Genomic DNA, 24028 nt, shown 5'->3' with positions numbered 1-24028 from the left:
CCTTACGCGTCGGCCGTCAGCGCACGGATGGTCGGCAGATTGCGCCAGTACCCCTTCGCGTCCATCCCGCAGCCGAACACGTAGCGGTCCGGCACCGCGAACCCGCAGAAATCCGGGTGCAGCGGCTTGGTCTTGGCGAGCGTCTTTTCGCACAGCACCGCCGACAGGAAGCGCTTCGCGCCCATGTCGAGGATCCGGTCGCGAATCGCGGCCATCGTTTCGCCTTCGTCGAGGATGTCGTCGAGCACGAGCACGATGCGATCCTTGACCGATTCGCGCGGCGCAACACGCCACTGCATCTCCGGGCTGCCCTGCGTGGTGTTGCGGTAGCGGGTCAGGTGGATGTAGTCGAATTCGAGCGGGAAATCGAGGTGCGGCAGCAGCATGCCGGTGAACACTGCCGCGCCGCCCATGACCGACAGCACGAGCGGGAATTCCTCTCCGATCTGCGCGCGAATCTCCGTGGCCATCTTGCCGATCGACGCGTTGACTTCGCCGGAGGAGACGATCTCTTCCGAGTGTTTGAAAATGTGGAGGGCTTCTTCTCGATTCATGAGTTCTGGCGAGCAGTCAGAGTACAAATAAGGATGAAACAAAAGCGGTGGCGCGCGCTATAGCATAAACCCGCGCACCCGGCCGCGGATCGCGCCTAGCGCATGCCGGGCATCATGCCCTTCAGGCCGCGCATCATTTTCTGCAGGTTGCCGCCCTTCAGCTTCTTCATCATCGTGCGCATCTGGTCGTACTGGTTCAGCATCCGGTTCACTTCCTGCACCTGCACGCCCGCGCCGGCGGCGATCCGGCGCTTGCGGGTGGCCTTGATCAGTTCGGGCTTCGCGCGCTCGGTCGGGGTCATCGAATTGATGATGCCCTCCATCCGGCGCATCTGTTTTTCCGCCTGACCCATGTCGGCGCCGGACGCCGCCTGCTGGAACTGGGCCGGGAGCTTGTCCATCAGCGACGACAGCCCGCCCATGTTCTTCATTTGCGAAATCTGCGCGCGGAAGTCGTTCAGATCGAAATCGCCGCCTTTCTTGACCTTGTCGGCGAGCTTCTGCGCCGCTTGCACGTCGACGCCGCGCTGCGCTTCCTCGACCAGCGCGAGGATGTCGCCCATCCCGAGGATCCGGTTCGCCATCCGATCCGGATGGAAGATCTCGAGGCCGTCGAGCTTTTCGGCGACGCCGACGAACTTGATCGGCTTGCCGGTGATGTGCCGCACGGACAGCGCGGCGCCGCCGCGCGAATCGCCGTCGAGCTTGGTGAGCACGACGCCGGTAAGCGGCAGCGCGTCGTTGAACGCCTTCGCGGTGTTGACGGCGTCCTGGCCGAGCATCGCGTCGACGACGAACAGGGTTTCGGCAGGCTTCAGCGTGCTGTGGAGCGCGGCGATTTCCTGCATCATCACTTCGTCGATGCCGAGGCGGCCCGCCGTGTCGACGATCAGCACGTCATGATAGTGGCGCTTCGCCCAGTCGAGCGCCGCGCGGGCGATGTCGACGGGCTTCTGGTCGGGCTCGGACGGGAAGAAGTCGGCGCCGACCTGTTCGCTCACCGTTTTCAGCTGCGCGATCGCGGCGGGGCGGTAGACGTCGCACGAGACGGTCAGCACCTTCTTCTTGGACTTCTCGCGCAGCAGCTTCGCGAGCTTGCCGACCGTGGTGGTCTTGCCCGCGCCCTGCAAGCCCGCCATCAGGATGATCGCGGGCGGCGTGACGGCGAGGTTCAGTTCGGCGGCCTTGCCTTCGTAGTCGCCGCCGATCACGGCGGTCAGTTCCTTCTGGACCACGCCGACAAGCGCCTGGCCTGGCGACAGGCTGCCGACCACGTCCTCGCCGAGCGCCTTTTCCTTGACCTTCGCGATGAATTCGCGGACGACGGGCAGCGCGACGTCGGCTTCGAGGAGCGCGAGCCGCACTTCGCGGAGCATCTCCTGGGTGTTCGCCTCGGTGAGGCGGGCTTCGCCGCGCAGCGTCTTGACGACGCGCGCCATCCGTTGAGTGAGATTGTCGAGCATGGGGAGCGATGGACAGTGAGGCCCGACGGCGCGAGCGGGGCAATATGCGAGCCGTCGCGGGTAGGGGGCCTAGTGTAAACTTCGAACATGGATATTGTACTGTATGCCCTCACTGCGTTCCTGTATGCCGGCCTCGCCGTGGCCGGCTGGCGGGCGCACCGCCTCGGCGGCGGCGCGCAGCCGCTCGTCGCGAGCGTGCCGGCCGGCCCGCAGCCGGCGGCCCGGGTGTCGGCCGCGTCGGGCATGAGCGGCGCCGGCCGCGCGCTGCTGTTCGCCGCGCTGTTCGCGCACGGCCTGCTGCTGCACATGACGATCTTCCCGCACGACGCGATGGTGTTCGGTTTTGCGTTCGCGTTGTCGGCGATGTTCTGGCTCGGCGCGGGTATCTACTGGATCGAGAGCTTCTTCTTCCCGCTCGACGGGCTGCGGCTGCTGGTGATGCCGCTCGCGGGCGTCGCGTCGCTGCTGCCGCTCCTGTTCGGCGGGGTGCGCGTGCTGCCCTATGCCGCCGCGCCGCTCTTCAAGGCGCACTTTCTGATCGCGAACATCGCGTACGGCTTGTTCGCGATCGCCGCGCTGCACGCGGTGCTGATGCTGATGGTCGAGCGCCGGCTGCATGCGCCGCGGCACGATGTCCTGCGCGACGGGTCCGGCTGGATCGCCCGCTGGCTCGAGACGCTGCCGCCGCTGCTGACGCTCGAGAAGCTGCTGTTCCGGCTGATCGTCGCGGGTTTCGTGCTGCTGACGCTGACGCTCGCGTCCGGCATCCTGTTCAGCGAGCAGCTCGACGCGCGCGCGCTCAAGCTCGATCACAAGACCGTGTTCGCGATCCTGTCGTGGCTGATGTTCGGCGGGTTGCTGGTGGCGCGCCGGCTGTCCGGCTGGCGCGGCCGCGGCGCGGCGCGCTGGGTGCTGGCGTCGTTCGCCGCGCTGCTGCTCGCGTATGTCGGCAGCCGGTTTGTGTTCGAGGTGCTGCTGCACCGTTCCGTGGTCTGAACGTCTGATTGCAATGCGACAAATTCTCCTTCTGATTTTCCTGTTCTTCGCGAGCACCTGGCTGGCGCGCAAGATCCGTCGCGCTCAGGCGCGTGCCGAGCGCGGCGGCGGCCCGTTCCCCGGCGCCGGCCAGCCGCCGGCCGGTGCGGCCGGCCACGGCGGTGCGCTCGCCGAGCCGATGGTCCGCTGCGCCGAATGCGGCGTGCATGCGCCGAAGGGCGAAGCGGTGGCGGCCGGCGGCCAGTTCTATTGCAGTGCGGAACACGCCGCGCGTCATGCGGCGCGCGCCGGCGGCCGCGACGCGCAATGAACGCGGCGACGCACTTCAGCGTCGATGCGGACGGCTGGGTGCGCGGCGCGCATCGCCTGCCGTCGCCGAACTTCGAGGCGCGGCCCGCGGGCGCGGTGCCGACGCTCGTGGTCGTGCACAACATCAGCCTGCCGCCGGGCGAGTTCAACGGCGATGCAATCATCGAGCTGTTCCAGAATCGGCTCGATTGCGACGCGCATCCTTATTACCGGGCGCATCTACGCGGGGTGAGGGTTTCCTCGCACTTCCTGATCCGCCGCGACGGCACGCTGCTGCAGTTCGTCTCGTGCGACGAGCGTGCATGGCACGCGGGCACGTCGGATTTCTTCGGCCGCGCACGCTGCAACGATTTCTCGATCGGCGTCGAACTCGAAGGCGCCGACGATATCGCGTTCGAAGCGCCGCAATACGAGACGCTCGCCGCGCTCGCGCGAGCGCTGGCGGCGCACTATCCGATCGACGCGTTCGCCGGCCACGCCGACATCGCGCCGGGTCGCAAGACCGATCCGGGCCCCCACTTCGATTGGCAACGCTTCGCAGACGATGCGGGCTTTTCGGCGCGATACTTTCCGTACCGGAAGCACTGAGCGCGCGCCGCGCCGATGCGCGAAAAATTTTTCTCCGATGCTCGCCTTGTCGCGTCTGCGTGCGTGCGATGTCAATAGTCCGCGCTCAAATATTTCCTTTTGAAATGATCCGAAGCTCCACTATACTTGGTGCCAGTTGAGCAGTTTTGCACTAGATATAGTGTGCAGCGCGGGAAGCATTTTCCGCTTCCGCACAGCGTCCGGCAGGCTTCGCCGGAACGGAAAATTCCTCAATGCGGCGCATTCGGCCGGGCGGTCCGGGGTGCTGCAATCAGCGCAGAAAGAGCAGCAGGGGGCGCGATGAAGGTCATTGTCGAATCTGTAGCACATCGGCCCAGCCGGTCCCCTCGCCGTATTTCTCGCGTCTTGCCGCTCGCGCGCCTTGTCGCGCAGCAATCGTCTTAATCCGCGGTTCTCTCCGCATCATCCAACACCAGGAGCTTTGCACATGCAAACCACCGACAACGCGACGTCCCAATTCGAGAGCGCATCCGGCCGCCCTCTCGGCGGGACCGCACAAGGCGCGCAAGGCCTTGCGCCGCAGGCAACGTTCGCCGACTACAAGGTGATCCGCCGGAACGGCAGCGTGGTGTCGTTCGAACCGTCGAAGATCGCGATTGCGGTGACCAAGGCATTCCTGGCCGTCAACGGCGGGCAAGGCGCGGCATCGGCGCGGGTGCGCGAACTGGTCGAGCAGCTCACGCAGAGCGTCGTGCGCGCGCTGGTGCGCAGCCGCCCGAACGGCGGCACGTTCCATATTGAAGACATTCAGGATCAGGTCGAACTCGCGCTGATGCGCGGCGGCGAACACAATGTCGCCCGCGCGTACGTGCTGTACCGCGAGAAGCGCCACCTCGAGCGCAGCCACGAGGCCGACGCGCCCGCGGAAGCCGCGAGCGGCATCAACGTGACGGACAACGGCGTCATCCGCCCGCTCGACCTGAATGCGCTGCGCGGGTTGATCGTGTCGGCCTGCGAAGGTCTCGGCTCGGCGGTAAGCGCGGATCCGATCGTCGCCGAAACGGTGAAGAACCTGTACGACGGCGTGCCCATCACCCAGGTTTACGATTCGGCGATCCTGGCTGCCCGCACGATGATCGAGAAGGACCCGGCGTACAGCCAGGTCACGGCTCGCATCCTGATGCACACGATCCGCCGCGAGATCCTCGGCGAGGAAGTCACGCAGGCGGAGATGCAGGAGCGCTACGTCGAATACTTCCCGCAATTCCTGAAGCGCGGCGTCGAAGCCGAGCTGCTGGACGAGAAGCTGCTGCAGTTCGACCTGAAGCGCCTGGGCGCCGCGCTCGACGCCGGCCGCGACTTCCAGTTCGGCTACCTCGGCCTGCAAACCCTGTACGACCGCTACTTCCTGCACATCGAGAATGCCCGCATCGAAATGCCGCAGGCGTTCTTCATGCGCGTCGCGATGGGCCTGGCGCTGAACGAGATCGACCGCGAAACCCGGGCGATCGAGTTCTACAACGTGCTGTCGAGCTTCGACTTCATGAGCTCCACGCCGACCCTGTTCAACTCGGGCACGCGCCGCTCGCAGCTGTCGTCGTGCTACCTGACGACGGTCGCGGACGACCTCGACGGCATCTATGAAGCGCTCAAGGAAAACGCGCTGCTGTCGAAGTTCGCGGGCGGCCTCGGTAACGACTGGACCCGTGTGCGCGCGCTCGGCTCGCATATCAAGGGTACGAACGGCAAGTCGCAGGGCGTGGTGCCGTTCCTGAAGGTCGTCAACGACACCGCAGTGGCGGTGAACCAAGGCGGCAAGCGCAAGGGCGCGGTGTGCGCGTACCTGGAAAGCTGGCACCTGGATATCGAAGAATTCCTGGAGCTGCGCAAGAACACCGGCGACGACCGCCGCCGTACCCACGACATGAACACGGCGAACTGGATTCCCGACCTGTTCATGAAGCGCGTGATGGAAGGCGCCGACTGGACGCTGTTCTCGCCGTCCACCTGCCCCGACCTGCACGACAAGTTCGGCGCCGACTTCGAGGCGGCCTACACCGCGTACGAGGACAAGGTCGCGCGCGGCGAACTGAAGCTGTTCAAGAAGATTCCGGCGCCGCAGCTGTGGCGCAAGATGCTCGGCATGCTGTTCGAAACCGGCCACCCGTGGATCACGTTCAAGGATCCGTGCAATGTGCGCTCGCCGCAACAGCACGTCGGTGTCGTCCATTCGTCGAACCTGTGCACGGAAATCACGCTGAATACGAGCGACAGCGAAATCGCGGTGTGCAACCTCGGTTCGGTGAACCTGGTCGCCCACCTGACCAAGCAGGCGGACGGCAGCTTCGCGCTCGACCAGGAGAAGCTGAAGCGCACCGTCAGCGTGGCGATGCGGATGCTCGACAACGTGATCGACATCAATTACTACGCGGTCGCGAAGGCGCGCAATTCGAACCTGAAGCACCGTCCGGTGGGCCTCGGCATCATGGGCTTCCAGGACTGTCTGCACCTGCTGCGCACGCCTTACGCGTCGGAAGCGGCGGTCGAGTTCGCCGACCGCTCGATGGAAGCGGTGTGCTACCACGCTTATTACGCGTCGACTGAACTCGCGGAGGAGCGCGGCCGCTACTCGAGCTACCGCGGCTCGCTGTGGGACCGCGGCATCCTTCCGCAGGACACGCTGAAGCTCCTCGAAGAGGCGCGCGGCGGCTATGTCGAAGTGAATACGAGCGCGACGCTCGACTGGCCGGCGCTGCGCGCCCGGATCGATACGCACGGAATGCGCAATTCGAACTGCGTCGCGATCGCGCCGACGGCGACGATCTCGAACATCATCGGCGTGTCCGCGTGCATCGAGCCGACCTTCCAGAACCTCTATGTGAAGTCGAACCTGTCGGGCGAGTTCACAGTGGTAAACGAGTATCTGGTTCGCGACCTGAAGGATCGCGGCCTGTGGGACGAGGTGATGGTTGCCGACCTGAAGTACTTCGACGGCATGCTGTCGCGCATCGACCGCATCCCGGCCGACCTGCGCGCGATCTACGCGACCGCGTTCGAAGTCGATCCGACCTGGCTGGTCGAGGCGGCATCGCGTCGCCAGAAGTGGATCGACCAGGCCCAGTCGCTCAATATCTATATGGGCGGCGCATCGGGCAAGAAGCTCGACGAGGTCTACAAGCTCGCGTGGCTGCGCGGCCTGAAGACCACCTACTACCTCCGCACGATGGCGGCGACCCACGTCGAGAAATCGACGGTGGCGCACGGCGCGCTGAACGCGGTGCCGACGGGCGGCGGTGTGGGCGGCGGCGGTGCGGCAGGCGGCGCGCAAGGCGCGGCGGGCGGCTTCGGTGCGGCGGGCGGCGATGTGTCGTCGGGCGCGCTGAACGCGGCACCGCTCGAGGCGGACGGTCCGGTGTGCACGATGCGTCCGGGCGATCCGGGCTTCGACGAGTGCGAAGCGTGCCAGTAACGCGGCGCGTCTGACGCGCTCGAACCGGCGAGCGGCGCGCGACGGCAACCGATAGAGGTTGAAGTGTGCGCCGCTCTCTACTAAAAAAATAATAAGGATTCTGTAACGCGGACAGCGCGTCGCAGACCACAGGCAGAGCGATCGAAACGGCCCCGACGATGTCGCGTTTCGATCCGCGTTCGATGCGTCGAGCGCACCTCGCGATACACGCGCGGCACACATTGCGCGCTTCACGAATGTCGATGCGTTGCCGAAAGTGTTGTATCGAGGTCGCAACGCGAATCGAAAAAAGGATTTTTCGTGAGCGAACCCTTTTATCGCTCAGAAAAAGATGGTACAAACCGTTCTAAATTGATGGTGAGAATTTATGCTCAATTGGGATGACGAGAAGACTGCCGTAACTCCCGCGACCGGCGCACAGCAGAATGCGATGCGCACCTCCGCAGGAATGGCTGTCGGAACGCAGGCCGCGATGCCTGCGGCTCATCAGGCTCCGTCGGTGCGCGATATCTTCGAAGGCGATCTCGCGGTAGCACCTTATGCGTCCGCCGCTGCTTCGGCAGCCGCCCCCGCCGCCGGTACGGAAGCGCGGGTCAATGTCGCCGACAAGCGCATCATCAACGGCCAGACTGACGTCAATCAGCTGGTGCCGTTCAAATACAAGTGGGCGTGGGAAAAGTACCTGGCGGGCTGTGCGAACCACTGGATGCCGCAGGAAATCAACATGTCCCGCGACATCGCGCTGTGGAAGGATCCGAACGGCCTCACCGAGGACGAACGCCGGATCGTCAAGCGTAACCTCGGCTTCTTCGTGACGGCCGATTCGCTCGCCGCGAACAACATCGTGCTGGGCACCTACCGCCACATCACGGCGCCCGAGTGCCGGCAGTTCCTGCTGCGCCAGGCGTTCGAAGAGGCGATCCACACGCACGCGTACCAATATATTGTCGAATCGCTCGGCCTCGACGAAGGCGAGATCTTCAACGCGTATCACGAAGTGCATTCGATCCGCGCGAAGGACGAGTTCCTGATTCCGTTCATCCATACGCTGACCGACCCGGCATTCGTGACGGGCACGCTCGACGCCGACCAGAAGCTGCTGAAGTCGCTGATCGTATTCGCCTGCATCATGGAAGGCCTGTTCTTCTATGTCGGCTTCACGCAGATTCTCGCGCTCGGCCGCCAGAACAAGATGACGGGCGCCGCGGAGCAGTACCAGTACATCCTGCGCGACGAGTCGATGCACTGCAACTTCGGCATCGACCTGATCAACCAGATCAAGCTGGAAAACCCGCACCTGTGGACGGCCGAGTTCCGGGCCGAGATCCGCGAACTGTTCAAGGAAGCGGTCGATCTCGAGTACCGCTACGCGGAAGACACGATGCCGCGCGGCGTGCTGGGCCTGAATGCGTCGATGTTCAAGAGCTACCTGCGCTTCATCTGCAACCGCCGTTGCCAGCAGATCGGTCTCGATCCGCTGTACCCGAACGAGGAAAACCCGTTCCCGTGGATGAGCGAGATGATCGACTTGAAGAAGGAACGCAACTTCTTCGAGACGCGTGTGATCGAGTATCAGACGGGCGGCGCACTGTCCTGGGAATAACCCCCGGTTGCGCAGTCGAGAAATGACGATGGATAGGCCGGGCGAACCGCCCGGCGCAAGGTTTAGGAGCAAGAACGCCTGATGCAAAGCATGCCCGGTGCCTTAACGGCCCACAAACATGATAGGCACTTTGCGAACCCTTCAGTGGGATGGGCAAACTTCCCTCCGGAAAAAGCCGGCGGCCGCGTGGCCCCCGGCTTTATCAAGCATTCACAGGCAGTGGCGCAGGGCGCGCCGGCTGCCGACTTGATTTGGCGCGCGGTGCCATGGAGCACCGCGCGCCATACCGCATTCATTAGCGTAAGCGCGCGTCACCTGCGTACGCCGATGAATAGCCCGCTTCGAAGCGCACGTCCTGATAAACGTCCGCGGGAAGCGGGTTTTGACGAAGGGTGTAGTTTGAACTGACTCTCATCTGAACCTGAAGGAGAACATGATGGCACTTGCCAAGAAAAAACCGGCTGCTAAGAAGGCAGCGGCTAAGAAGCCCGTCGCCAAGAAAGCCGCGCCGGCGAAGAAAGCCGCAGTGAAGAAGGTTGCGGTGAAGAAGGTTGCTGCGAAGAAGGCAGCGCCGGCCAAGAAGGCGGCAGTGAAGAAGGTTGCCGCCAAGAAGGTTGCGGTGAAGAAGGTTGCTGCGAAGAAGGCAGCGCCGGCCAAGAAGGCGGCGGTGAAGAAGGTTGCCGCCAAGAAGGCGCCGGCGAAGAAGGCCGCAGCGAAGAAAGTCGCGGTGAAGAAGGTTGCCGCGAAGAAGGTTGCAGCCAAGAAGGCGCCGGCGAAGAAGGCCGCTGCCAAGAAGGTTGCCGCCAAGAAGCCGGCTGCGAAGAAGCCTGCTGCCAAGAAGCCTGCTGCGAAGAAGGCCGCCGCGAAGAAAGCTGCCCCTGCGAAGAAGGCTGCCCCCGCTGCGAAGAAGGCCGCTCCCGCGAAGAAGGCTGCTGCGCCGAAGAAGGCGGTGGTGAAGAAGGCTGCGCCGGCAACGACGGCGTCGACGGCATCGGTTGCTCCGGCATCGGGCGTGAAGACCGCGCTCAACCCGGCAGCGGCATGGCCGTTCCCGACCGGCAGCCGCCCGTAAGCGCTGCATGTAGGCAATCGGACACCTTCGCCGTGTCCGTGGATTGAGTAAGGCTACTCAATCGAGATCCCGCCACTGGGTTTCGTGGCGGGATTTTTTTACGGCCGCGAGTCTCGTGCAGCCGATACGCCGCGCATAAAAAAACGCATGCGCGAAAGGGCGCATGCGTCGGATCGCGGCTTGCGCCGCGTGCTGAGGTAAGACGGGTTAGTGCGTGACGCGGGTCACACCGCCGCTCGACAGGAGCCGCACGCGATCGCCCGCGCGAAACAGTTCGGCCGTTGCCGCTTGCGTGATCGAGCGCAGATCGCCGTTATCGAGGCGCACCGTGATTTCGACACCGTTGGCCGAGCTCATGCCCTGGCCGATCGCATTGCCCGCGACCGCGCCGGCGAGACCGCCCGCGATGGCGGTGAGGATCGAACCCTTGCCGCCGCCGATCGCGCTGCCCGCGACCGCGCCGAGTGCGCCGCCGCCGAGCGTGCCGATCGCGCTGCCGCCGCCGTCGCTCTGGATCTTCACCGCGCGGACGCTTTCCACCGTGCCGAGGCGCACGGTCTGTTCGCGTTGTGCCTGGCCGACGCTATAGACATCAGCCGACCCCGGCGGCGTGAAGCAGCCGGCCAGCGTCACCGAAGCGGTCAGCATGGCTGCGAGCGTGAGGGTTTTCTTGGTCAACATGTGTCGTTCTCTCCAACTTGATTCATTTAAGACTGTAGCCGAACGCGGCTTCGAAGCGCGCGTCGATTTCCGCCCGGGTGGGCGTGTAGGTTTGCGGGCCCTGCTGTGCGATCTTGAGGGAACCCATCAGGCTTGCGAGGCGGCCGGTGGTTGCCCAATCCAGCGCGTTTTCGATGCCGTACAGCAGACCGCCGCGGAATGCGTCTCCGCATCCGGTCGGATCGACGATGCGCTCGGCGGGAACCACCGGAATCTGTTCGTCGCCGCCCTTGAGGCGGATGGTCGCACCGTGTTCGCCGCGCGTGATGATGAGTGCCTGAACCCGGCTGGCGATTTCGTCTTCGGACCAGCCCGTTTTGTCGCTCACCAGCTTGGCTTCGTAATCGTTGACAGCGACATACGTCGCAAGTTCAATGCTGCGGCGCAATGTAGCACCGTCGAACAGCGGCAAACCCTGGCCCGGATCGAAAATGAACGGTACGCCCGCCTCTGCCAGCTCCTCGGTATGCTGCACCATGCCCTGGTAGCCGTCCGGGCCGACGATCGCGAGCTTGATGCCGGGCGCCCGACCTGCGTGGTTCACGTGCGCCTGCATCATCGCGCCGGGGTGGAAGGCGGTGATCTGGTTGTTGTCGAGGTCGGTCGTGATCATCGCCTGCGCGGAGTACATGTCGGGCAGCACCCGCACATGCTCGGTCGACAGGCCGAGCTGCTTGAGACGATCGACGTAGAGCTGCGCGTCGATCGCGCCCAGCGCGCCCATGATGCGCGCGTCGCCGCCGAGCAGGTGGAGCGCATAGCCGATGTTGCCCGCGCAGCCGCCGAATTCGCGCCGGATCGTCGGCACGAGGAAGCTGAGATTGATCATGTGCACCTGGTCGGGCAGGATGTGCTCCCGAAAGCGCCCCTCGAAGGTCATGATGTTGTCGTAGGCGATCGAACCGCAAATCAGCGTAGCCAAGGTGAGCATTCCTGTAGAAGTGGTTGGTTTTTATCTGGCCCTGATGCGCACGCGCCGCGCGGATAGAGGCGCGGCGCGGGGCATGGATTCGGAACGGCGTTTAGTTGAGCGCGGCGAGGGCAGCGTCGTAGTTCGGCTCGTCCTTGATTTCGCCGACGAGTTCGGTATGCGTCACCTCGTTGTTTTCGTCGATCACGACCACGGCGCGCGCGGTCAGGCCGTTGAGCGGGCCGCTCGTCACGTCGACGCCGTACGCGTCCGCAAATGCGCGGCCGCCCCGGAAGGTCGAGGCGGTCACGACGTTGTCGAGGCCTTCCGTCGTGCAGAAGCGGCTGGCCGCGAACGGCAGGTCGGCGGACACCACGACCACCACCGTGTTCGCCAGCTTGCTCGCGGCTTCGTTGAACTTGCGAGTCGACGTCGCGCAGGTCGGCGTGTCGAGGCTCGGGACGATGTTCAGCACCTTGCGCTTGCCGGCGAAGCTGGCGAGCGACAGATCGCCGAGATCTTTGCCGACCAGCTTGAAATCGGCGGCTTGCGAGCCGACGGTCGGGAACGTGCCGGCGATTTCGATCGGGTTGCCACCCAGCGTAACTTTGCTCATGTTCGTGCTCCGAAATTGTGCGTCGTCGAGACGCAGGGGTTGGGGCGGACGCGCATCGGCGCGCGCCGCGGGGCGTTACTGCATTACGGATAGAAGATCTGGACGCGGAAATTCGATGCGGAGGCACCGCCCGTGTCGATCCGGACGACCATCGTCTGGGTTGCGCCGGCGGGCATCCCGGCATCGACCGGCGTGCCCGGGCGGACGTAGTCGCGCGGGGCCAGCACGCGGCGCACGGCGACGTTGTTCGCTTCGTCGAGCAGCGTGAGTTCGATCGACGGGTAGGCGAGCGCGACCGGGTAGCGATTGGTGAGCGGCACTTTCAGTTCCAGCACGCGCGGGCCGTCCAACTGGCGCAGATCGGACGCGTCGAGCCGCAGCCCGTCGATCGCGCGCGGCGGCAGGACGGTGCAGCCCAGCGATACGCACGCACTGCTGAACAGATGCTGGCTCTGCGGCCAGTAGAGCATCAGCTTTTCACGTTGCCACCAGGCGAGCTGCAGCACGAGCAGCAGCACCAGCCCGATCGCGACGAGCCAGCCGAACGCGCGCAGGAAACCTCCTCCGCGCGCGGGCGTGCGCGTTTCGCGGGTCACCGCGAAGTGCTCGCGATGGTCGCTCTCGGGCGCGGCGGCGAAGGGTTCGGCAGCGGCGGCTGCCGAGCTGAAATGCGGTTCGCGATGACCGGGGTCGGGGTCGCGGCGGGTCACCGGATCGAGAGGCGAGACGGCGCCGGACAGTGTCGGCTCGGCTGCATCATCCGACGCGGTCGGCTGCCGCGGGGCAGCTTCCGGCGCATCGCTCGCATGCTCGGCGGCGGATTCGGGGGCGGATTCGGGGGCGGGAAACGGGCTCGGTATGCCGGTGAACCGGGCGACGCCGGCTTCGCTTGCCGGCGTGGCGCCCGGTTCGGGCAGCGCAACCGGAACGAGCGGCTCCGCGCTCACGTTCGCGCCGCTGTGCTGAAGGTTCGGGTCGACGCCGCCGTCGAGCCAGGGCGCCCACATGTCCCAGGCGCCGGGCGTGAAATCGCGGTGGTCGGGTAGCGAGGGCGTGGGCGAGGACGCGGTAAAGATGCGCTGCATTGGCTCGCCCGCCAAGGGTGCGACGGATTCCTGCGCGGGTTCGGAGCCGGCCTGCGAATGGGGCGCGCCGAGCGGCGGGAAGTGTGCCGGCCGGTCGCTCGCGGCGTTCGTCGGGGCGTGCGCGAATCCGGCTTCGAGCGGTGACGGCAGTGCGTCGCGGGTTTGCTCGCGGGGTGTCGCGTCGTTGGCGGAACGAGCCGCTTCCGCCATCGCGACGCCGGCTCCAGTCTCAACCGGTGCGAATGCCGCGTCGGACGACGCTTGCTGGCGTGGTAAGTCGGCGCTCGACTGGTGTGCGGCTGCCGCGGGCGAGCGTCCGCCTTCGGTTTCGGCCGATGAGGGCGAGGCGTCGAGCACGGCAGGGTGGCCCGGCGATCCGGTATTCGGCCGGGGTGCCGCGGTGCCCGCAGTCGCGGGCCCGGGTTCGACTCCGCCCGGCGCACGCGCCACATCGGATACGAACGGTTGCTGCGGCGTTTCGCTCGCCGCCTGCGAAACGGCCGCCGGTGAGGCGTGCGATTCGGCGTCGACCAGCGAACTCGCCGCATCGAACACTTGCTGGCAATGTCCGCAACGGACGAGTCCGCCGTGCAGCGTCAGGTGGTTCTGCTGCAGGCGGAAAACGGTTTCACAATGAGGACAGCGCGTCGCTAGGAGCATGGGTAGCCGGGCGGCCAGCTGGGCCTGAGTGAAAGACAAGCGCCTATTCTAATGGCTTTCCCGCCGGGTTCCGGCAAGGCATACCCAACCTTCGTACTCGCGCCATACGGCGATGTCGATGTAGCGGGCGTAAACGCTCGCGACTTCATCCGCCTGTCGCGCCAGCACGCCCGACAGCGCGATGCGTCCGCCCGGCTTCACCTTCGACGCGAGCATCGACGCCATCAGCTTGAGCGGGTTCGACAGGATGTTGGCGACGACGATGTCGAATTCGCCGTCCGGACAGTCGTCCGGCAGGCCGTAGGTAACGTCGGCGTGGTTGCGCGTGCTGTTCTGGCGCGCCGATTCGACCGCTTGCGGGTCGATGTCGATGCCGAGCACCGGCTGCGCGCCGCATTTCTTCGCGAGGATCGCCAGGATGCCGGAGCCGCAGCCGTAATCGAGTACCGACTGACCGGGCCGGACCGATTGCTCGAGCCATTCCATGCACAGCCGGGTGGTCGGGTGGCTGCCGGTGCCGAACGCGAGGCCCGGATCGAGTTCGAGCACGAGCGCGTCGGGGTCCGGCGCGTCATGCCACGACGGCACGACCCAGATCTTCTCGCCGATGTGGATCGGCTCGAATTGCGATTGGGTGAGCCGCACCCAGTCCTGTTCCTCGACCTCGCGCACGGTGAAGGCGGGCGCGTCGGCCAGGCCCAGTTCGTTGACGGCGGCGGCGAGCAGTACCGCCGGCTCGTGCTGCGCGTCGAGCAGCGCGACCACGCGCGAGCGCTGCCACGCGGTGCGCTCCGGCGTGAGGCCGGGTTCGCCGAAGAGCGGCTGCTCGTCCGGCGTGTCCGCATCGGCATCCTCGACGGATACCGACAGCGCGCCCAGCTCGATCAGCGCGTCGGACAGCGCTTCCGCATGTTCGCGCGCGAGTTCGACGACGAGTTCCCGATAGCTCATGCTTACGCTTCTTCCGGTGCGACCTGCTGCTTCGCCGCGAGCCGGTTTTCGAGATAGTGGATGCTGGTGCCGCCTTCGACGAACTTCGAGTCGAGCATCAGCTCGCGGTGCAGCGGGATGTTGGTCTGAATGCCTTCGACCACCATTTCCGACAGCGCGATGCGCATCCGGCGAATCGCCTGCTCGCGGGTCGCGCCGTAGGCGATCAGCTTGCCGATCATCGAATCGTAGTTAGGCGGCACGAAATAGCCGTTGTACGCATGCGAATCGACGCGGATACCGGGGCCGCCCGGCGTGTGCCACGACGTGATCCGGCCCGGCGACGGCGTGAACTTGAACGGATCCTCGGCATTGATCCGGCATTCGATCGCATGGCCGCGGAACTGGATATCGCGCTGGCGGAAGCCGAGCTTCTCGCCGGCGGCGATACGGATCTGCTCCTGCACGATGTCGACGCCCGTGATGAACTCTGTCACCGGGTGCTCGACCTGCACCCGCGTGTTCATCTCGATGAAGTAGAACTCGTTGTTCTCGTACAGGAATTCGAACGTCCCGGCGCCGAGATAGCCCATCTTCTTGCAGGCGTCCGCGCAGCGGTCGCCGATCCGGTCGAGCAGGCGGCGTGCGATACCGGGCGCCGGCGCTTCCTCGATCACCTTCTGGTGGCGGCGCTGCATCGAGCAGTCGCGCTCGCCGAGCCAGACGGCGTTCTTGTGCGAATCGGCGAGCACCTGGATTTCGATGTGGCGCGGGTTCTCGAGGAATTTCTCCATGTAGACCTGCGGATTGCCGAACGCGCGGCCGGCTTCTTCTCGCGTCATGTTGACCGCGTTGACCAGCGCCGCTTCGGTATGGACCACTCGCATGCCGCGCCCGCCGCCGCCGCCCGCCGCCTTGATGATGACGGGGTAGCCGACCGAGCGGGCAATTTTCACGATCTCCTTCGGATCGTCCGGCAACGCGCCGTCCGAACCCGGCACGCAGGGCACGCCGGTCTTGATCATGGTCTGCTTCGCCGTGACCTTGTCGCCCATCATCCGGATGGTGTCGGGGCGCGGGCCGATGAACGTGAAGCCCGACTGCTCGACGCGCTCCGCGAAGTCGGCGTTCTCGGACAGGAATCCGTAGCCGGGGTGGATCGCTTCGGCGTCGGTGACTTCCGCCGCGCTGATCAGCGCGGGCATGTTCAGGTAGCTGAGGTTCGACGGCGCGGGTCCGATGCAGACCGCCTCGTCGGCGAGGCGCACGTACTTGGCTTCCTTGTCGGCTTCCGAGTACACCACCACCGTCTTGACACCCAGCTCGCGGCACGCGCGCTGGATGCGCAACGCGATTTCGCCGCGATTGGCAATGAGGATTTTTTCAAACATAGCGAGTATTCGTCTCTTCAGTGGGCGCGCGCGGCGCGCCTTAAGAGGATCGGTGTCGCGCGGCGCGACGGCGCCTGCGCGGCGGCTGGTCAGCCGATGACGAAGAGCGGCTGGCCGTATTCGACGGCCTGGCCGTTGTCGGAGAGGATTTCCTTGATGACGCCGGACTTGTCCGATTCGATTTCGTTCAGCAGTTTCATCGCTTCGATGATGCACAGCGTCTGGCCTTCCTTCACCGTATCGCCCACCTGGACGAACGGATCGGCGCCCGGCGACGGCGAGCGGTAGAACGTGCCGACCATCGGGGACTTCACGACATGACCTTGCGGCACGCTGGCAGCCGGTGCGGCGGCGCCGGCCGCAGCCGGCGCGGCACCGCCTTCGGGCGCTGCCGCCGCGGCGGGCGCGGGCGCGCTGACTTGCGGGGCGTAGCCGGTCGGTTGCTGGACATAGACCGGCGGCGCGTTCTTGACGATGCGCACCTTGCCTTCGCCTTCCGTGACTTCCAGCTCGGAGATGCCGGATTCGGAGACGAGGTCGATCAGAGTTTTCAGCTTGCGAAGATCCATCGGGAATTCCCCTTTCAATACGTGAAACGCCGGTTTGAACCGGCGTTGAATCGAGTTCTTGAAAAATCAGCCGCGCGACGTGCCTTGCAGCGTGTCGAGCGCGTAATCGAGTGCGTACAGATAACCCTTCCAGCCGAAGCCGCAGATGACGCCGTCGGCGAGATCGGAAAAGTAGGAGTGGTGTCTGAACGTCTCGCGGCGGTGCACGTTCGACAGGTGTATCTCCACGAACGGCACGCCGATGCCCGCGAGCGCATCGCGGATCGCGACGCTCGTATGCGTGTACGCAGCCGGATTGATCAGGATGAAGTCGGTCTGCTCGTCCCGGGCAGCCTGAATGCGGTCGACAAGCGCGCCTTCATGGTTGCTCTGGAACGACGCCAGCTCGGCGCCCGCCTCCCGCGCCCGCTCGGCAAGCGCCTGATCGATTTGCGCCAGCGTCACGCGGCCGTACACCTCCGGTTCCCGGGTGCCGAGAAGGTTGAGGTTCGGGCCGTGCAGCACCAGCAATCGTGTCATGGTCGCTTCTTTTTCTGCGGAATTGCGCGAACTTTAGCGCTGATTAGAGAAATTTGTCTAGTTTTGCCGAACGACAGATTGAACGGCGCCGGCAATTTTTACGGATTGGCTGACGAAGAATCTGCCAACTGCGCCGATTTTGGTGTCAATCCCGTGGATTCTGCTCGTAATTTGCCGGTGTCGCTTCGTGCGGGTTACAGCGCGTCGAGCGTGCGTTTCAGCTCGTCCGGATGAATTTGCCCCAATTTTGTCTCGCGAACCTTGCCGTTCTGGTCGATGACGACGGTAAACGGCAGGGCGCCGGCCGTGTTGCCGAACGCACGGGCGAGGTCGGCGCCCGCATAGCCACTGACGAAGATCGGATAGTCGACCTTCACCTTTTGCAGGAACGCTTTCACGTTTTTCTCGGAATCGACGCCGATCCCGACGAAACGCACGCCTTTCTTCGAGTATTCATGCGACAACCTGACGAGCTCGGGCATTTCCTCGACGCACGGGCCGCACCACGACGCCCAGAAATTCACGACCACTTTCTGGCCTTTGAAGGCGGCGAGCGTCTGCGGTTTGCCGTCGGCGTCGGTGAGCGACGCGGCCCATAGCTGGCCGACCGCGGTGCCTTGCGCCGGCGCGGCTTGCGCCGTGTTTTCGAGCGGGCCGCCGCGTACCCAGTGGCCGGCGGCAAAGCCGCCGATGACGGCGATGGCCGAGACCGCGGCGCCTACGAGAATCCGTTTGCTGTTCATGATGATCGATCAAACCGGGGAAGAAGAGGGGCCTGAGGCGGCGATCAGCGCGCGCAACGCATTCGCATCGGCTCGGGCAAGGCGCCCGCGCGCGTCGGCGCGAACCGCGCCGCGCAGGTCGGTGCTTGTATACAGTGCGACGTGCACGCCGACCGGTTCCGCGCCGCGCTGGCCGCGCCACAGGAAGCTCAGGGTCTCGACGTCGCCGCGCCCCGCGAAATGGCGGGTTTCGGATACGTCGTACTGGATGTTCTGGTTCAGCAGATAGATCGCGACGTCCTTCTGGCTGTCGGAGAACGTCTGCAGGTGGATGTCCGAGTGGGCATTCGCCGTGCCGTTCAGCACCGCGCCCGTCACGTAGGGATCGAAAGCCGCGAGTCGGATCATCCAGTCGAGCGCGGCTTCGCGCAGCCTCAGCAGCTCGGCGGGCTGCGTTTCCCCCTGGAACAGCGCGAGGTATTCGTGCAGTTCGGCTTCGATCTGGTCGTTATCCGGCAGCCATTCTCCGGCAATACGCGTGTCGCCGAGCAGCTGGCGTGCCGCCTTGCGCTTCGCTCCGGCGTAGTCGAGCCCGTCTTCGGCGATCAGGCGGGCGGCCGCCAGCGCGATTTCCTCGCGCACGCGGCGCGGGTCGAGTAAGGATTTGCGAGACATGATCCGGCAATCATACTAGATCGGCACGCGCCGGCCGGCGGCCAAGGCCTCCGTCGGTGGCGGCGGGGCCGTCAGTTACAATAGCGGCCTTCACGCGGCGGTTTTCCCGCCGCTCGCGCACGGGGTGCGGCGGGCGGCGCGCACCGCAGCCGACTTACGGATTCGACTCTACGCCGATGCGGCGCGACAGTTTTATGCATATCCACATTCTTGGCATCTGCGGCACCTTCATGGGCGGTCTCGCCGTACTCGCGCGCGAAGCAGGCCACACCGTGACGGGTTGCGATGCGGGCGTCTACCCGCCCATGAGCACGCAGCTGGAAGCACAGGGCATCCAGTTGATCGAAGGGTACGGCGCCGAGCAGGTCGACCTGAAGCCGGATCTGTTCGTGATCGGCAACGTGGTGTCGCGCGGCAACCCGCTGATGGAAGCGATCCTCGACCGCGGGCTGCCGTACGTATCCGGACCGCAATGGCTCGGCGAGCACGTGCTGGCCGGTAAGTGGGTGCTCGCGGTCGCGGGGACGCACGGCAAGACGACGACCAGTTCGATGCTGGCGTGGCTGCTCGAAGACGCCGGCCTGAATCCCGGCTTCCTGATCGGTGGCGTGCCGCTGAACTTCGGCATCTCCGCCCGGCTGACCGATTCGAGCTTCTTCGTGATCGAAGCGGACGAATACGATACGGCGTTCTTCGACAAGCGCTCGAAGTTCGTGCACTACCGTCCGCGCACCGTCATCCTGAACAACCTGGAATTCGATCACGCTGATATCTTCCCGGATCTCGCCGCGATCGAGACGCAATTTCACCATCTGGTCCGTACCGTGCCCGGCGTGGGCCGGCTCGTCACCAACGGCCGCGAGGATGCGCTCGAACGGGTGCTCGCGCGCGGCTGCTGGAGCGAGGTCGAGCGCTTCGGCGTCGACGGCGGCTGGCAGGCGCTGCCCGCCGAGGACGGCGTACCGGTCGACGAGCGGTTCGCGGTGTATGCCCGCAGCGAACGGGTCGGCGCGGTCGACTGGGCCGTGCAGGGCGAGCACAACCGCCTGAACGCGTTGGCCGCGATCGCCGCGGCCCGGCACGTCGGCGTGCCGCCCGCGCAGGCGGCGCAATCGCTGAGCACATTCCGCAACGTGAAGCGCCGGATGGAAGTGCGCGGCAGCGTGGACGGGGTCACCGTCTATGACGACTTCGCCCATCATCCGACCGCGATCGAAATGACGATCGACGGGCTTCGCGCTCGCATCGGCCGTGAAAACACCCGGATTCTCGCCGTTCTCGAGCCGCGCTCGAACACGATGAAGCTCGGCGTGATGAAGGCGCAACTGCCGGCGAGTCTCGCCGACGCCGACCTCGTGTTCGGCTACGGCGCGCCGGGAGGCCGCGACGTGCTGGGCTGGAGCCTGCCGGATGCGCTCGCGCCGCTGGGCGGGAAGGCGCGGGCGTTCGACGATCTGCAGGCGCTGGTGAAAGCCGTGACGGCGGCCGCGCGGCCGGGCGACCACGTGCTCGTGATGAGCAACGGCGGGTTCGGCGGCGTGCACCAGAAGCTGCTCGACGCGCTGTCGGCCGGCCGGAGCGGTGCGTGATCCTGTATCTGCACGGGTTCCGTTCGTCGCCGCAATCGGCCAAGTCGCAGGCGCTGGCCGCGCGGCTCGCCGCGCTCGGCCGCTCCGACGAATGGCGTTGTCCGATGCTGTCGATGGCGCCGCTCGAGGCGGTCGCGGCGGCCGAGGCGGAGGTGGCCGGCGCGGCGCCCGGCGACGTGACCGTGATCGGCAGCTCGCTCGGCGGCTACTACGCGACCTGGCTCGCGGAGCGGCACGGCTGGCGCGCGGTCCTGCTGAATCCCGCCACCGAGCCGCAGCGGGATCTGGAACAGCATCTCGGCGAACAGCCGTTGTGGCACGGCGGCGGCAGCATCGTCGTCGAACGGCATCATCTCGACGAACTGAACGCGTTGCGCGTCGCGGCGGTCACGCGGCCCGAGCGCTACTATCTGTTCGCGGCGACGGGCGACGAAGTGCTGGATTACCGCGACATGCTCGCGCATTACCCCGGTGTACGCACCCGGCTGATCGAAGGCAGCGATCACGGCATCAGCGAATTTGCCGACTATATCGACGACGTCATCGCGTTTTGCGACGCCCGCTAGGCGTCGGCCGGCGGCGGTCCGGCCAACCGCACACACCACCCCACGGGGCGCGGCGCGCATCCTTTGCTGGAGGCGCCGTGCCCGGAAGTCTGAACGAGAGTACTGAGTGAACGTTTTCTTCGAGGAATCGGGTAGTTTCAAGGCGGGCAGCGTGCTGTCGCGCCAGGGCGACGCCTTCCAGGTCGAATTGCCCGGCGGCCGGCGCGCGAAGGTTCGCGCGAAGGACGTGCTGATCGAATTCGAGAAGCCCGCCGCCGGGGAACTGATGCAGCAGGCCGACGCGGCCGCGCAGCAGATCGACCTGGATTTTCTGTGGGAATGCGCGCCGGCCGAGGAGTTCGCGTACGCGGCGCTCGCCGGCGAGTATTACGGCGAAAGCTACGGCCCGGTCGAGCGCGCGGCGCTCGTGCTGCGCCTGCACGGCGCGCCCGTCTATTTCCGCCGCAAGGGCCGCGGCCAGTATCAGCGCGCGCCGGAGGAGCAGCTCAAGATGGCGCTCGCCGGGCTCGAGCGCAAACGCCAGCAGGCGCTGGTGCAAGCGGGTTACGAGGAAGAACTGAAGGCCGGCGCGCTGCCCGCCGCGTTCGCCGGCAAGGCGCTGGCCCTGCTCACGAAACCCGACAAGAATTCGATCGAATACAAGGCGCTGGAAGCGGCGGCCGGCGCGCGCGGCGTATCGCCCGCCCGGCTGATGCTCGACTGCGGCGGTATTCCGTCGGCGCGCGCGTTGCACGAGGCCCGCTTCCTCGCGGAATTCTTCCCGCACGGCACGGGCTTTCCGGCGGTGACGGTCGGCCAGTTGCCCGAGGACCTGCCGCGCGCGGACGTCGAGGCCTTCTCGATCGACGACGTGACGACCACCGAAATCGACGACGCGTTCTCGGTCCAGCATCTGTCCGACGGCCGGGTGCGGATCGGCGTGCACATCGCGGCGCCGGCGCTCGGGATCGCGCGCGGCGACGCGGTCGACGCGATCGCGCGCACCCGGCTGTCCACCGTCTACATGCCGGGCGACAAGATCACGATGCTGCCGGACGACGTCGTCGAGGTCTTCACGCTGAAGGAAGGCGGCTACCGCCCGGCGCTGTCGCTCTACATCATCGTGAACCGCGAGACGCAGGACATCGTCGCGAACGAGACGCGCGCGGAATACGTCTTCGTGAAGAGCAACCTGCGGCACAACACGCTCGACGAGCTGGTGACCGAGGAGACGCTCGCGGCGGGCAGCGGCGACTATCCGCACAAGGACGACATCGCGATACTGTGGCCGCTCGCGCAGGCGCTGTTCGAGAAGCGCCAAGTTGCGCGCGCGGGCTACGGGCTGAAGCGCGAGGTGCAGCGCAACACCGATTTCAATTTCTATGTCGAAGGCGAGCACGTGACGATCACGCCGCGCCGCCGCGGCTCGCCGCTCGACCTGATCGTGTCCGAACTCGCGATTCTCGCGAATTCGACCTGGGGCGGGTTCCTGCACGATCACACTGTACCGGGCATCTACCGTTCGCAGCGCGCGTTCGGCGTGCCGAGCGGTCCGAAGCGCACCCGCATGCAGACCAGCGCCGCGCCGCACGAAGGGCTGGGCGTCGCCCAGTACGCGTGGAGCACGTCGCCGCTGCGCCGCTATGTCGACCTCGTCAACCAGTGGCAACTGCTCGCGTGCGTGCAGCACGGCGTGACCGCCAAGCTCGCGGCGCCGTTCAAGCCGAAGGACGCGGATCTGTACGCGGTCGTGCAGGGCTTCGACGACACCTACACCGCCTACGCCGATCACCAGCGCCGGATGGAGTACTTCTGGTGTCTGCGCTGGATCCGGCAGGAAGGGAAGAAGCAGGTGGTCGCGACCGTCGTGAAGGGCGACCTGGTGCGCCTCGAGGACGTGCCGCTGCTGCTGCACGTGCCGGGGCTCGGCGTGCATGCGCGCGGGACGCGCGTGCTGCTCGACGTGATGTCGGTGGACGAGCTGACCGTCGAAGCATCGGTGCGGCTGCTGAACGTGCTCGATGCGCCCGTCGTGTCGGGCGGCGAGGCGGCCGACGACGAGGACGAAGCGGGCGACGAAACGCTGCTCGATGCCGCCGACGCGTCCGCCGAAAGCGAGGCGGAAGCGCTTGCCGAGGCAGGCGACGCGACCGATGCGCCCGTCGGCGAAGCGGACGGCGCCGCGCCGGCAGGCGAGCCGGGGCGCACGGAATGAGTGCGGCGAATCCGGCGGCGCGCGACCGCTATGCGGTGATCGGCAACCCGATCGCCCACAGCAAGTCGCCGTTCATTCATGGCCGCTTCGCCGAACAGACGGGCGAGCTGCTCGACTACGCGCATCGTCTCGCGCCGCTCGACGGCTTTGCCGCATCGGTGTGCGAATTCATCGCGGAGGGCGGGCGCGGACTCAACGTCACGGTGCCGTTCAAGCTCGACGCGCATGCGTTGGCCGATACGCTGTCGCCGCGCGCGGCGGCCGCGGGCGCGGTCAATACGCTGCGCTTCGATGCGCAGGGCATCTTCGGCGACAACACCGACGGCGTCGGGCTGGTGCGCGACATCGAAACGAATCTCGGCGTACGGCTCGCGGGCGCGCGCATCCTGCTGCTCGGCGCCGGGGGCGCGGCGCGCGGTGCCGTGCTGCCGCTGCTCGAATGCGCGCCGCTCGCGCTCACCATCGTCAATCGCACGGCGGGCAAGGCCGAGGAGCTGGCCGGCCAGTTCGCGCAGGCCGCGCATGACGCGGGTTGCGTGCTGGCGGGCGGCGGCGCACAGCGGGTCGGGTCCGACGCCTACGACGTGATCGTCAACGCGACGGCCGGCAGCCTCGATGCGTCGCTGCCCGACTGCGATCCGGCGGCGTTCGGCCCCGCGACGCTCGCCTACGACATGATGTACGGCGCGCAGCCGACCGTGTTCATGCGGCATGCGACGGCGCTCGGCGCGCGCACGGCCGACGGCCTCGGCATGCTGGTCGAGCAGGCGGCCGAAGCGTTCCATGTCTGGCGCGGCGTGCGGCCCGACGGTGCCCCGGTGCTGGCGGCGCTGCGCGCGGCGCTGGCCGCGCACTGAGCGATGCGAT

At 66.1% G+C, this 24028-nt stretch carries 23 protein-coding genes and 1 pseudogene; 11 read left to right on the top strand and 13 right to left on the bottom strand.

All coding sequences use genetic code 11. The features are described from left to right. Window positions 1-2: 2 nt before the first annotated feature. Together RZR99_RS20115 and ffh are read right to left on the bottom strand one after the other, a co-directional pair. Complete coding sequence (locus RZR99_RS20115) at window positions 3-554, bottom strand: hypoxanthine-guanine phosphoribosyltransferase (RefSeq protein WP_323121529.1); 552 nt, start codon at window positions 552-554, stop codon at window positions 3-5. 95 nt (window positions 555-649) lie between these two features. Then, window positions 650-2017 (bottom strand): signal recognition particle protein, encoded by a 1368-nt coding sequence (ffh, locus tag RZR99_RS20110; protein WP_323121528.1) that lies wholly within the window; start codon window positions 2015-2017, stop codon window positions 650-652. 87 nt (window positions 2018-2104) lie between these two features. On the opposite strand from ffh, the gene RZR99_RS20105 reads away from it, so the two are divergent. The 7 genes from RZR99_RS20105 to RZR99_RS20075 all read left to right on the top strand — a co-directional run bounded on the left by RZR99_RS20105 (window position 2105) and on the right by RZR99_RS20075 (window position 10015). Next, on the top strand, window positions 2105-3013 hold the full coding sequence (locus RZR99_RS20105) for a cytochrome C assembly family protein (RefSeq protein WP_323121527.1): 909 nt from the start codon (window positions 2105-2107) through the stop codon (window positions 3011-3013). 13 nt (window positions 3014-3026) lie between these two features. Continuing rightward, on the top strand, window positions 3027-3323 hold the full coding sequence (locus RZR99_RS20100; RefSeq protein WP_323121526.1) for a PP0621 family protein: 297 nt from the start codon (window positions 3027-3029) through the stop codon (window positions 3321-3323). Next, entirely contained in the window at window positions 3320-3910 is a 591-nt protein-coding gene (gene ampD, locus RZR99_RS20095) for a 1,6-anhydro-N-acetylmuramyl-L-alanine amidase AmpD (RefSeq protein ID WP_323121525.1), read from the top strand. Before RZR99_RS20100 ends, ampD begins: the two co-directional genes overlap by 4 nt. A 448-nt stretch (window positions 3911-4358) precedes the next feature. Further along, a complete protein-coding gene (locus RZR99_RS20090) occupies window positions 4359-7340 on the top strand; it encodes a ribonucleoside-diphosphate reductase subunit alpha (protein ID WP_323121524.1) in 2982 nt (993 codons plus the stop codon). A 367-nt stretch (window positions 7341-7707) separates the two neighbouring features. Further along, entirely contained in the window at window positions 7708-8943 is a 1236-nt protein-coding gene (locus RZR99_RS20085) for a ribonucleotide-diphosphate reductase subunit beta (RefSeq protein WP_323121523.1), read from the top strand. An 81-nt stretch (window positions 8944-9024) separates the two neighbouring features. Next, on the top strand, window positions 9025-9351 hold the full coding sequence (locus tag RZR99_RS20080) for a hypothetical protein (protein ID WP_323121522.1): 327 nt from the start codon (window positions 9025-9027) through the stop codon (window positions 9349-9351). A gap of 28 nt (window positions 9352-9379) precedes the next feature. Then, window positions 9380-10015: a histone H1-like DNA-binding protein gene (locus tag RZR99_RS20075; protein ID WP_323121574.1), complete on the top strand. Its 636-nt coding sequence runs from the start codon at window positions 9380-9382 to the stop codon at window positions 10013-10015. Between the two features lie 207 nt (window positions 10016-10222). Here the strand turns inward: RZR99_RS20075 and RZR99_RS20070 are convergent, their stop codons facing one another. The 11 genes and pseudogenes from RZR99_RS20070 to RZR99_RS20020 all read right to left on the bottom strand — a co-directional run bounded on the left by RZR99_RS20070 (window position 10223) and on the right by RZR99_RS20020 (window position 18812). Next, window positions 10223-10696, bottom strand: coding sequence for an outer membrane lipoprotein (locus tag RZR99_RS20070; protein WP_323121521.1), 474 nt, complete (start codon window positions 10694-10696; stop codon window positions 10223-10225). A 22-nt stretch (window positions 10697-10718) separates the two neighbouring features. After that, window positions 10719-11657, bottom strand: a complete 939-nt coding sequence (locus RZR99_RS20065) for a carbohydrate kinase family protein (protein WP_323121520.1) — start codon at window positions 11655-11657, stop codon at window positions 10719-10721. A 100-nt stretch (window positions 11658-11757) separates the two neighbouring features. After that, window positions 11758-12261 (bottom strand): thiol peroxidase, encoded by a 504-nt coding sequence (gene tpx / locus RZR99_RS20060; RefSeq protein WP_323121519.1) that lies wholly within the window; start codon window positions 12259-12261, stop codon window positions 11758-11760. Window positions 12262-12344: 83 nt separating this feature from the next. Next, on the bottom strand, window positions 12345-13556 hold the full coding sequence (locus RZR99_RS20055) for a DUF3426 domain-containing protein (RefSeq protein WP_323121573.1): 1212 nt from the start codon (window positions 13554-13556) through the stop codon (window positions 12345-12347). A 345-nt stretch (window positions 13557-13901) separates the two neighbouring features. Next, a pseudogene (locus RZR99_RS33350) lies at window positions 13902-14006 on the bottom strand (MJ0042-type zinc finger domain-containing protein); the annotation flags it as partial. 48 nt (window positions 14007-14054) lie between these two features. Next, window positions 14055-14957 carry a 50S ribosomal protein L11 methyltransferase gene (gene prmA, locus RZR99_RS20045; protein WP_323121518.1) on the bottom strand — a complete coding sequence of 301 codons (903 nt, stop codon included), beginning with the start codon at window positions 14955-14957 and terminating at the stop codon, window positions 14055-14057. Between the two features lie 2 nt (window positions 14958-14959). Continuing rightward, window positions 14960-16327 (bottom strand): acetyl-CoA carboxylase biotin carboxylase subunit, encoded by a 1368-nt coding sequence (accC, locus tag RZR99_RS20040; protein WP_323121517.1) that lies wholly within the window; start codon window positions 16325-16327, stop codon window positions 14960-14962. Window positions 16328-16416: 89 nt separating this feature from the next. Further along, window positions 16417-16896 (bottom strand): acetyl-CoA carboxylase biotin carboxyl carrier protein, encoded by a 480-nt coding sequence (accB, locus tag RZR99_RS20035; RefSeq protein ID WP_323121516.1) that lies wholly within the window; start codon window positions 16894-16896, stop codon window positions 16417-16419. A 66-nt stretch (window positions 16897-16962) separates the two neighbouring features. Next, the gene (gene aroQ, locus RZR99_RS20030) at window positions 16963-17415 is read right to left on the bottom strand and encodes a type II 3-dehydroquinate dehydratase (RefSeq protein WP_323121515.1); all 453 of its coding nucleotides are present in this window, start codon (window positions 17413-17415) and stop codon (window positions 16963-16965) included. A 194-nt stretch (window positions 17416-17609) separates the two neighbouring features. Beyond that, window positions 17610-18158 (bottom strand): TlpA family protein disulfide reductase, encoded by a 549-nt coding sequence (locus RZR99_RS20025; protein ID WP_323121514.1) that lies wholly within the window; start codon window positions 18156-18158, stop codon window positions 17610-17612. Window positions 18159-18167: 9 nt separating this feature from the next. Continuing rightward, a complete protein-coding gene (locus RZR99_RS20020; RefSeq protein ID WP_323121513.1) occupies window positions 18168-18812 on the bottom strand; it encodes a UDP-N-acetylmuramate--alanine ligase in 645 nt (214 codons plus the stop codon). A gap of 194 nt (window positions 18813-19006) precedes the next feature. On the opposite strand from RZR99_RS20020, the gene mpl reads away from it, so the two are divergent. From mpl to aroE, 4 genes are all read left to right on the top strand, one after another. After that, window positions 19007-20401 carry a UDP-N-acetylmuramate:L-alanyl-gamma-D-glutamyl-meso-diaminopimelate ligase gene (mpl, locus tag RZR99_RS20015; protein ID WP_323121512.1) on the top strand — a complete coding sequence of 465 codons (1395 nt, stop codon included), beginning with the start codon at window positions 19007-19009 and terminating at the stop codon, window positions 20399-20401. Continuing rightward, the gene (locus tag RZR99_RS20010; RefSeq protein ID WP_323121511.1) at window positions 20398-20967 is read left to right on the top strand and encodes a YqiA/YcfP family alpha/beta fold hydrolase; all 570 of its coding nucleotides are present in this window, start codon (window positions 20398-20400) and stop codon (window positions 20965-20967) included. The genes mpl and RZR99_RS20010 overlap by 4 nt, the downstream gene beginning before the upstream one ends. A 106-nt stretch (window positions 20968-21073) precedes the next feature. Next, window positions 21074-23161, top strand: a complete 2088-nt coding sequence (locus RZR99_RS20005) for a ribonuclease catalytic domain-containing protein (RefSeq protein ID WP_323121510.1) — start codon at window positions 21074-21076, stop codon at window positions 23159-23161. Next, entirely contained in the window at window positions 23158-24018 is an 861-nt protein-coding gene (gene aroE / locus RZR99_RS20000; RefSeq protein WP_323121509.1) for a shikimate dehydrogenase, read from the top strand. Before RZR99_RS20005 ends, aroE begins: the two co-directional genes overlap by 4 nt. The last annotated feature ends 10 nt before the right edge of the window (window positions 24019-24028 follow it).

Source organism: Burkholderia alba, from assembly GCF_034721475.1.
GTDB classification, from domain to species: domain Bacteria; phylum Pseudomonadota; class Gammaproteobacteria; order Burkholderiales; family Burkholderiaceae; genus Burkholderia; species Burkholderia alba.
Note: the sequence above shows the minus strand (reverse complement) of the source record. Positions and strands in the feature narration are given on the sequence as shown.

Bases quoted from the DNA above. Each gene is read 5' to 3' on its own strand.
- RZR99_RS20115 (WP_323121529.1), bottom strand. From the start codon at position 554: ATGAATCGAGAAGAAGCCCTCCACATTTTCAAACACTCGGAAGAGATC.
- ffh (WP_323121528.1), bottom strand. From the start codon at position 2,017: ATGCTCGACAATCTCACTCAACGGATGGCGCGCGTCGTCAAGACGCTG.
- RZR99_RS20105 (WP_323121527.1), top strand. From the start codon at position 2,105: ATGGATATTGTACTGTATGCCCTCACTGCGTTCCTGTATGCCGGCCTC.
- RZR99_RS20100 (WP_323121526.1), top strand. From the start codon at position 3,027: ATGCGACAAATTCTCCTTCTGATTTTCCTGTTCTTCGCGAGCACCTGG.
- ampD (WP_323121525.1), top strand. From the start codon at position 3,320: ATGAACGCGGCGACGCACTTCAGCGTCGATGCGGACGGCTGGGTGCGC.
- RZR99_RS20090 (WP_323121524.1), top strand. From the start codon at position 4,359: ATGCAAACCACCGACAACGCGACGTCCCAATTCGAGAGCGCATCCGGC.
- RZR99_RS20085 (WP_323121523.1), top strand. From the start codon at position 7,708: ATGCTCAATTGGGATGACGAGAAGACTGCCGTAACTCCCGCGACCGGC.
- RZR99_RS20080 (WP_323121522.1), top strand. From the start codon at position 9,025: ATGCAAAGCATGCCCGGTGCCTTAACGGCCCACAAACATGATAGGCAC.
- RZR99_RS20075 (WP_323121574.1), top strand. From the start codon at position 9,380: ATGGCACTTGCCAAGAAAAAACCGGCTGCTAAGAAGGCAGCGGCTAAG.
- RZR99_RS20070 (WP_323121521.1), bottom strand. From the start codon at position 10,696: ATGTTGACCAAGAAAACCCTCACGCTCGCAGCCATGCTGACCGCTTCG.
- tpx (WP_323121519.1), bottom strand. From the start codon at position 12,261: ATGAGCAAAGTTACGCTGGGTGGCAACCCGATCGAAATCGCCGGCACG.
- RZR99_RS20055 (WP_323121573.1), bottom strand. From the start codon at position 13,556: ATGGCGGAAGCGGCTCGTTCCGCCAACGACGCGACACCCCGCGAGCAA.
- prmA (WP_323121518.1), bottom strand. From the start codon at position 14,957: ATGAGCTATCGGGAACTCGTCGTCGAACTCGCGCGCGAACATGCGGAA.
- accC (WP_323121517.1), bottom strand. From the start codon at position 16,327: ATGTTTGAAAAAATCCTCATTGCCAATCGCGGCGAAATCGCGTTGCGC.
- accB (WP_323121516.1), bottom strand. From the start codon at position 16,896: ATGGATCTTCGCAAGCTGAAAACTCTGATCGACCTCGTCTCCGAATCC.
- aroQ (WP_323121515.1), bottom strand. From the start codon at position 17,415: ATGACACGATTGCTGGTGCTGCACGGCCCGAACCTCAACCTTCTCGGC.
- RZR99_RS20025 (WP_323121514.1), bottom strand. From the start codon at position 18,158: ATGAACAGCAAACGGATTCTCGTAGGCGCCGCGGTCTCGGCCATCGCC.
- RZR99_RS20020 (WP_323121513.1), bottom strand. From the start codon at position 18,812: ATGTCTCGCAAATCCTTACTCGACCCGCGCCGCGTGCGCGAGGAAATC.
- mpl (WP_323121512.1), top strand. From the start codon at position 19,007: ATGCATATCCACATTCTTGGCATCTGCGGCACCTTCATGGGCGGTCTC.
- aroE (WP_323121509.1), top strand. From the start codon at position 23,158: ATGAGTGCGGCGAATCCGGCGGCGCGCGACCGCTATGCGGTGATCGGC.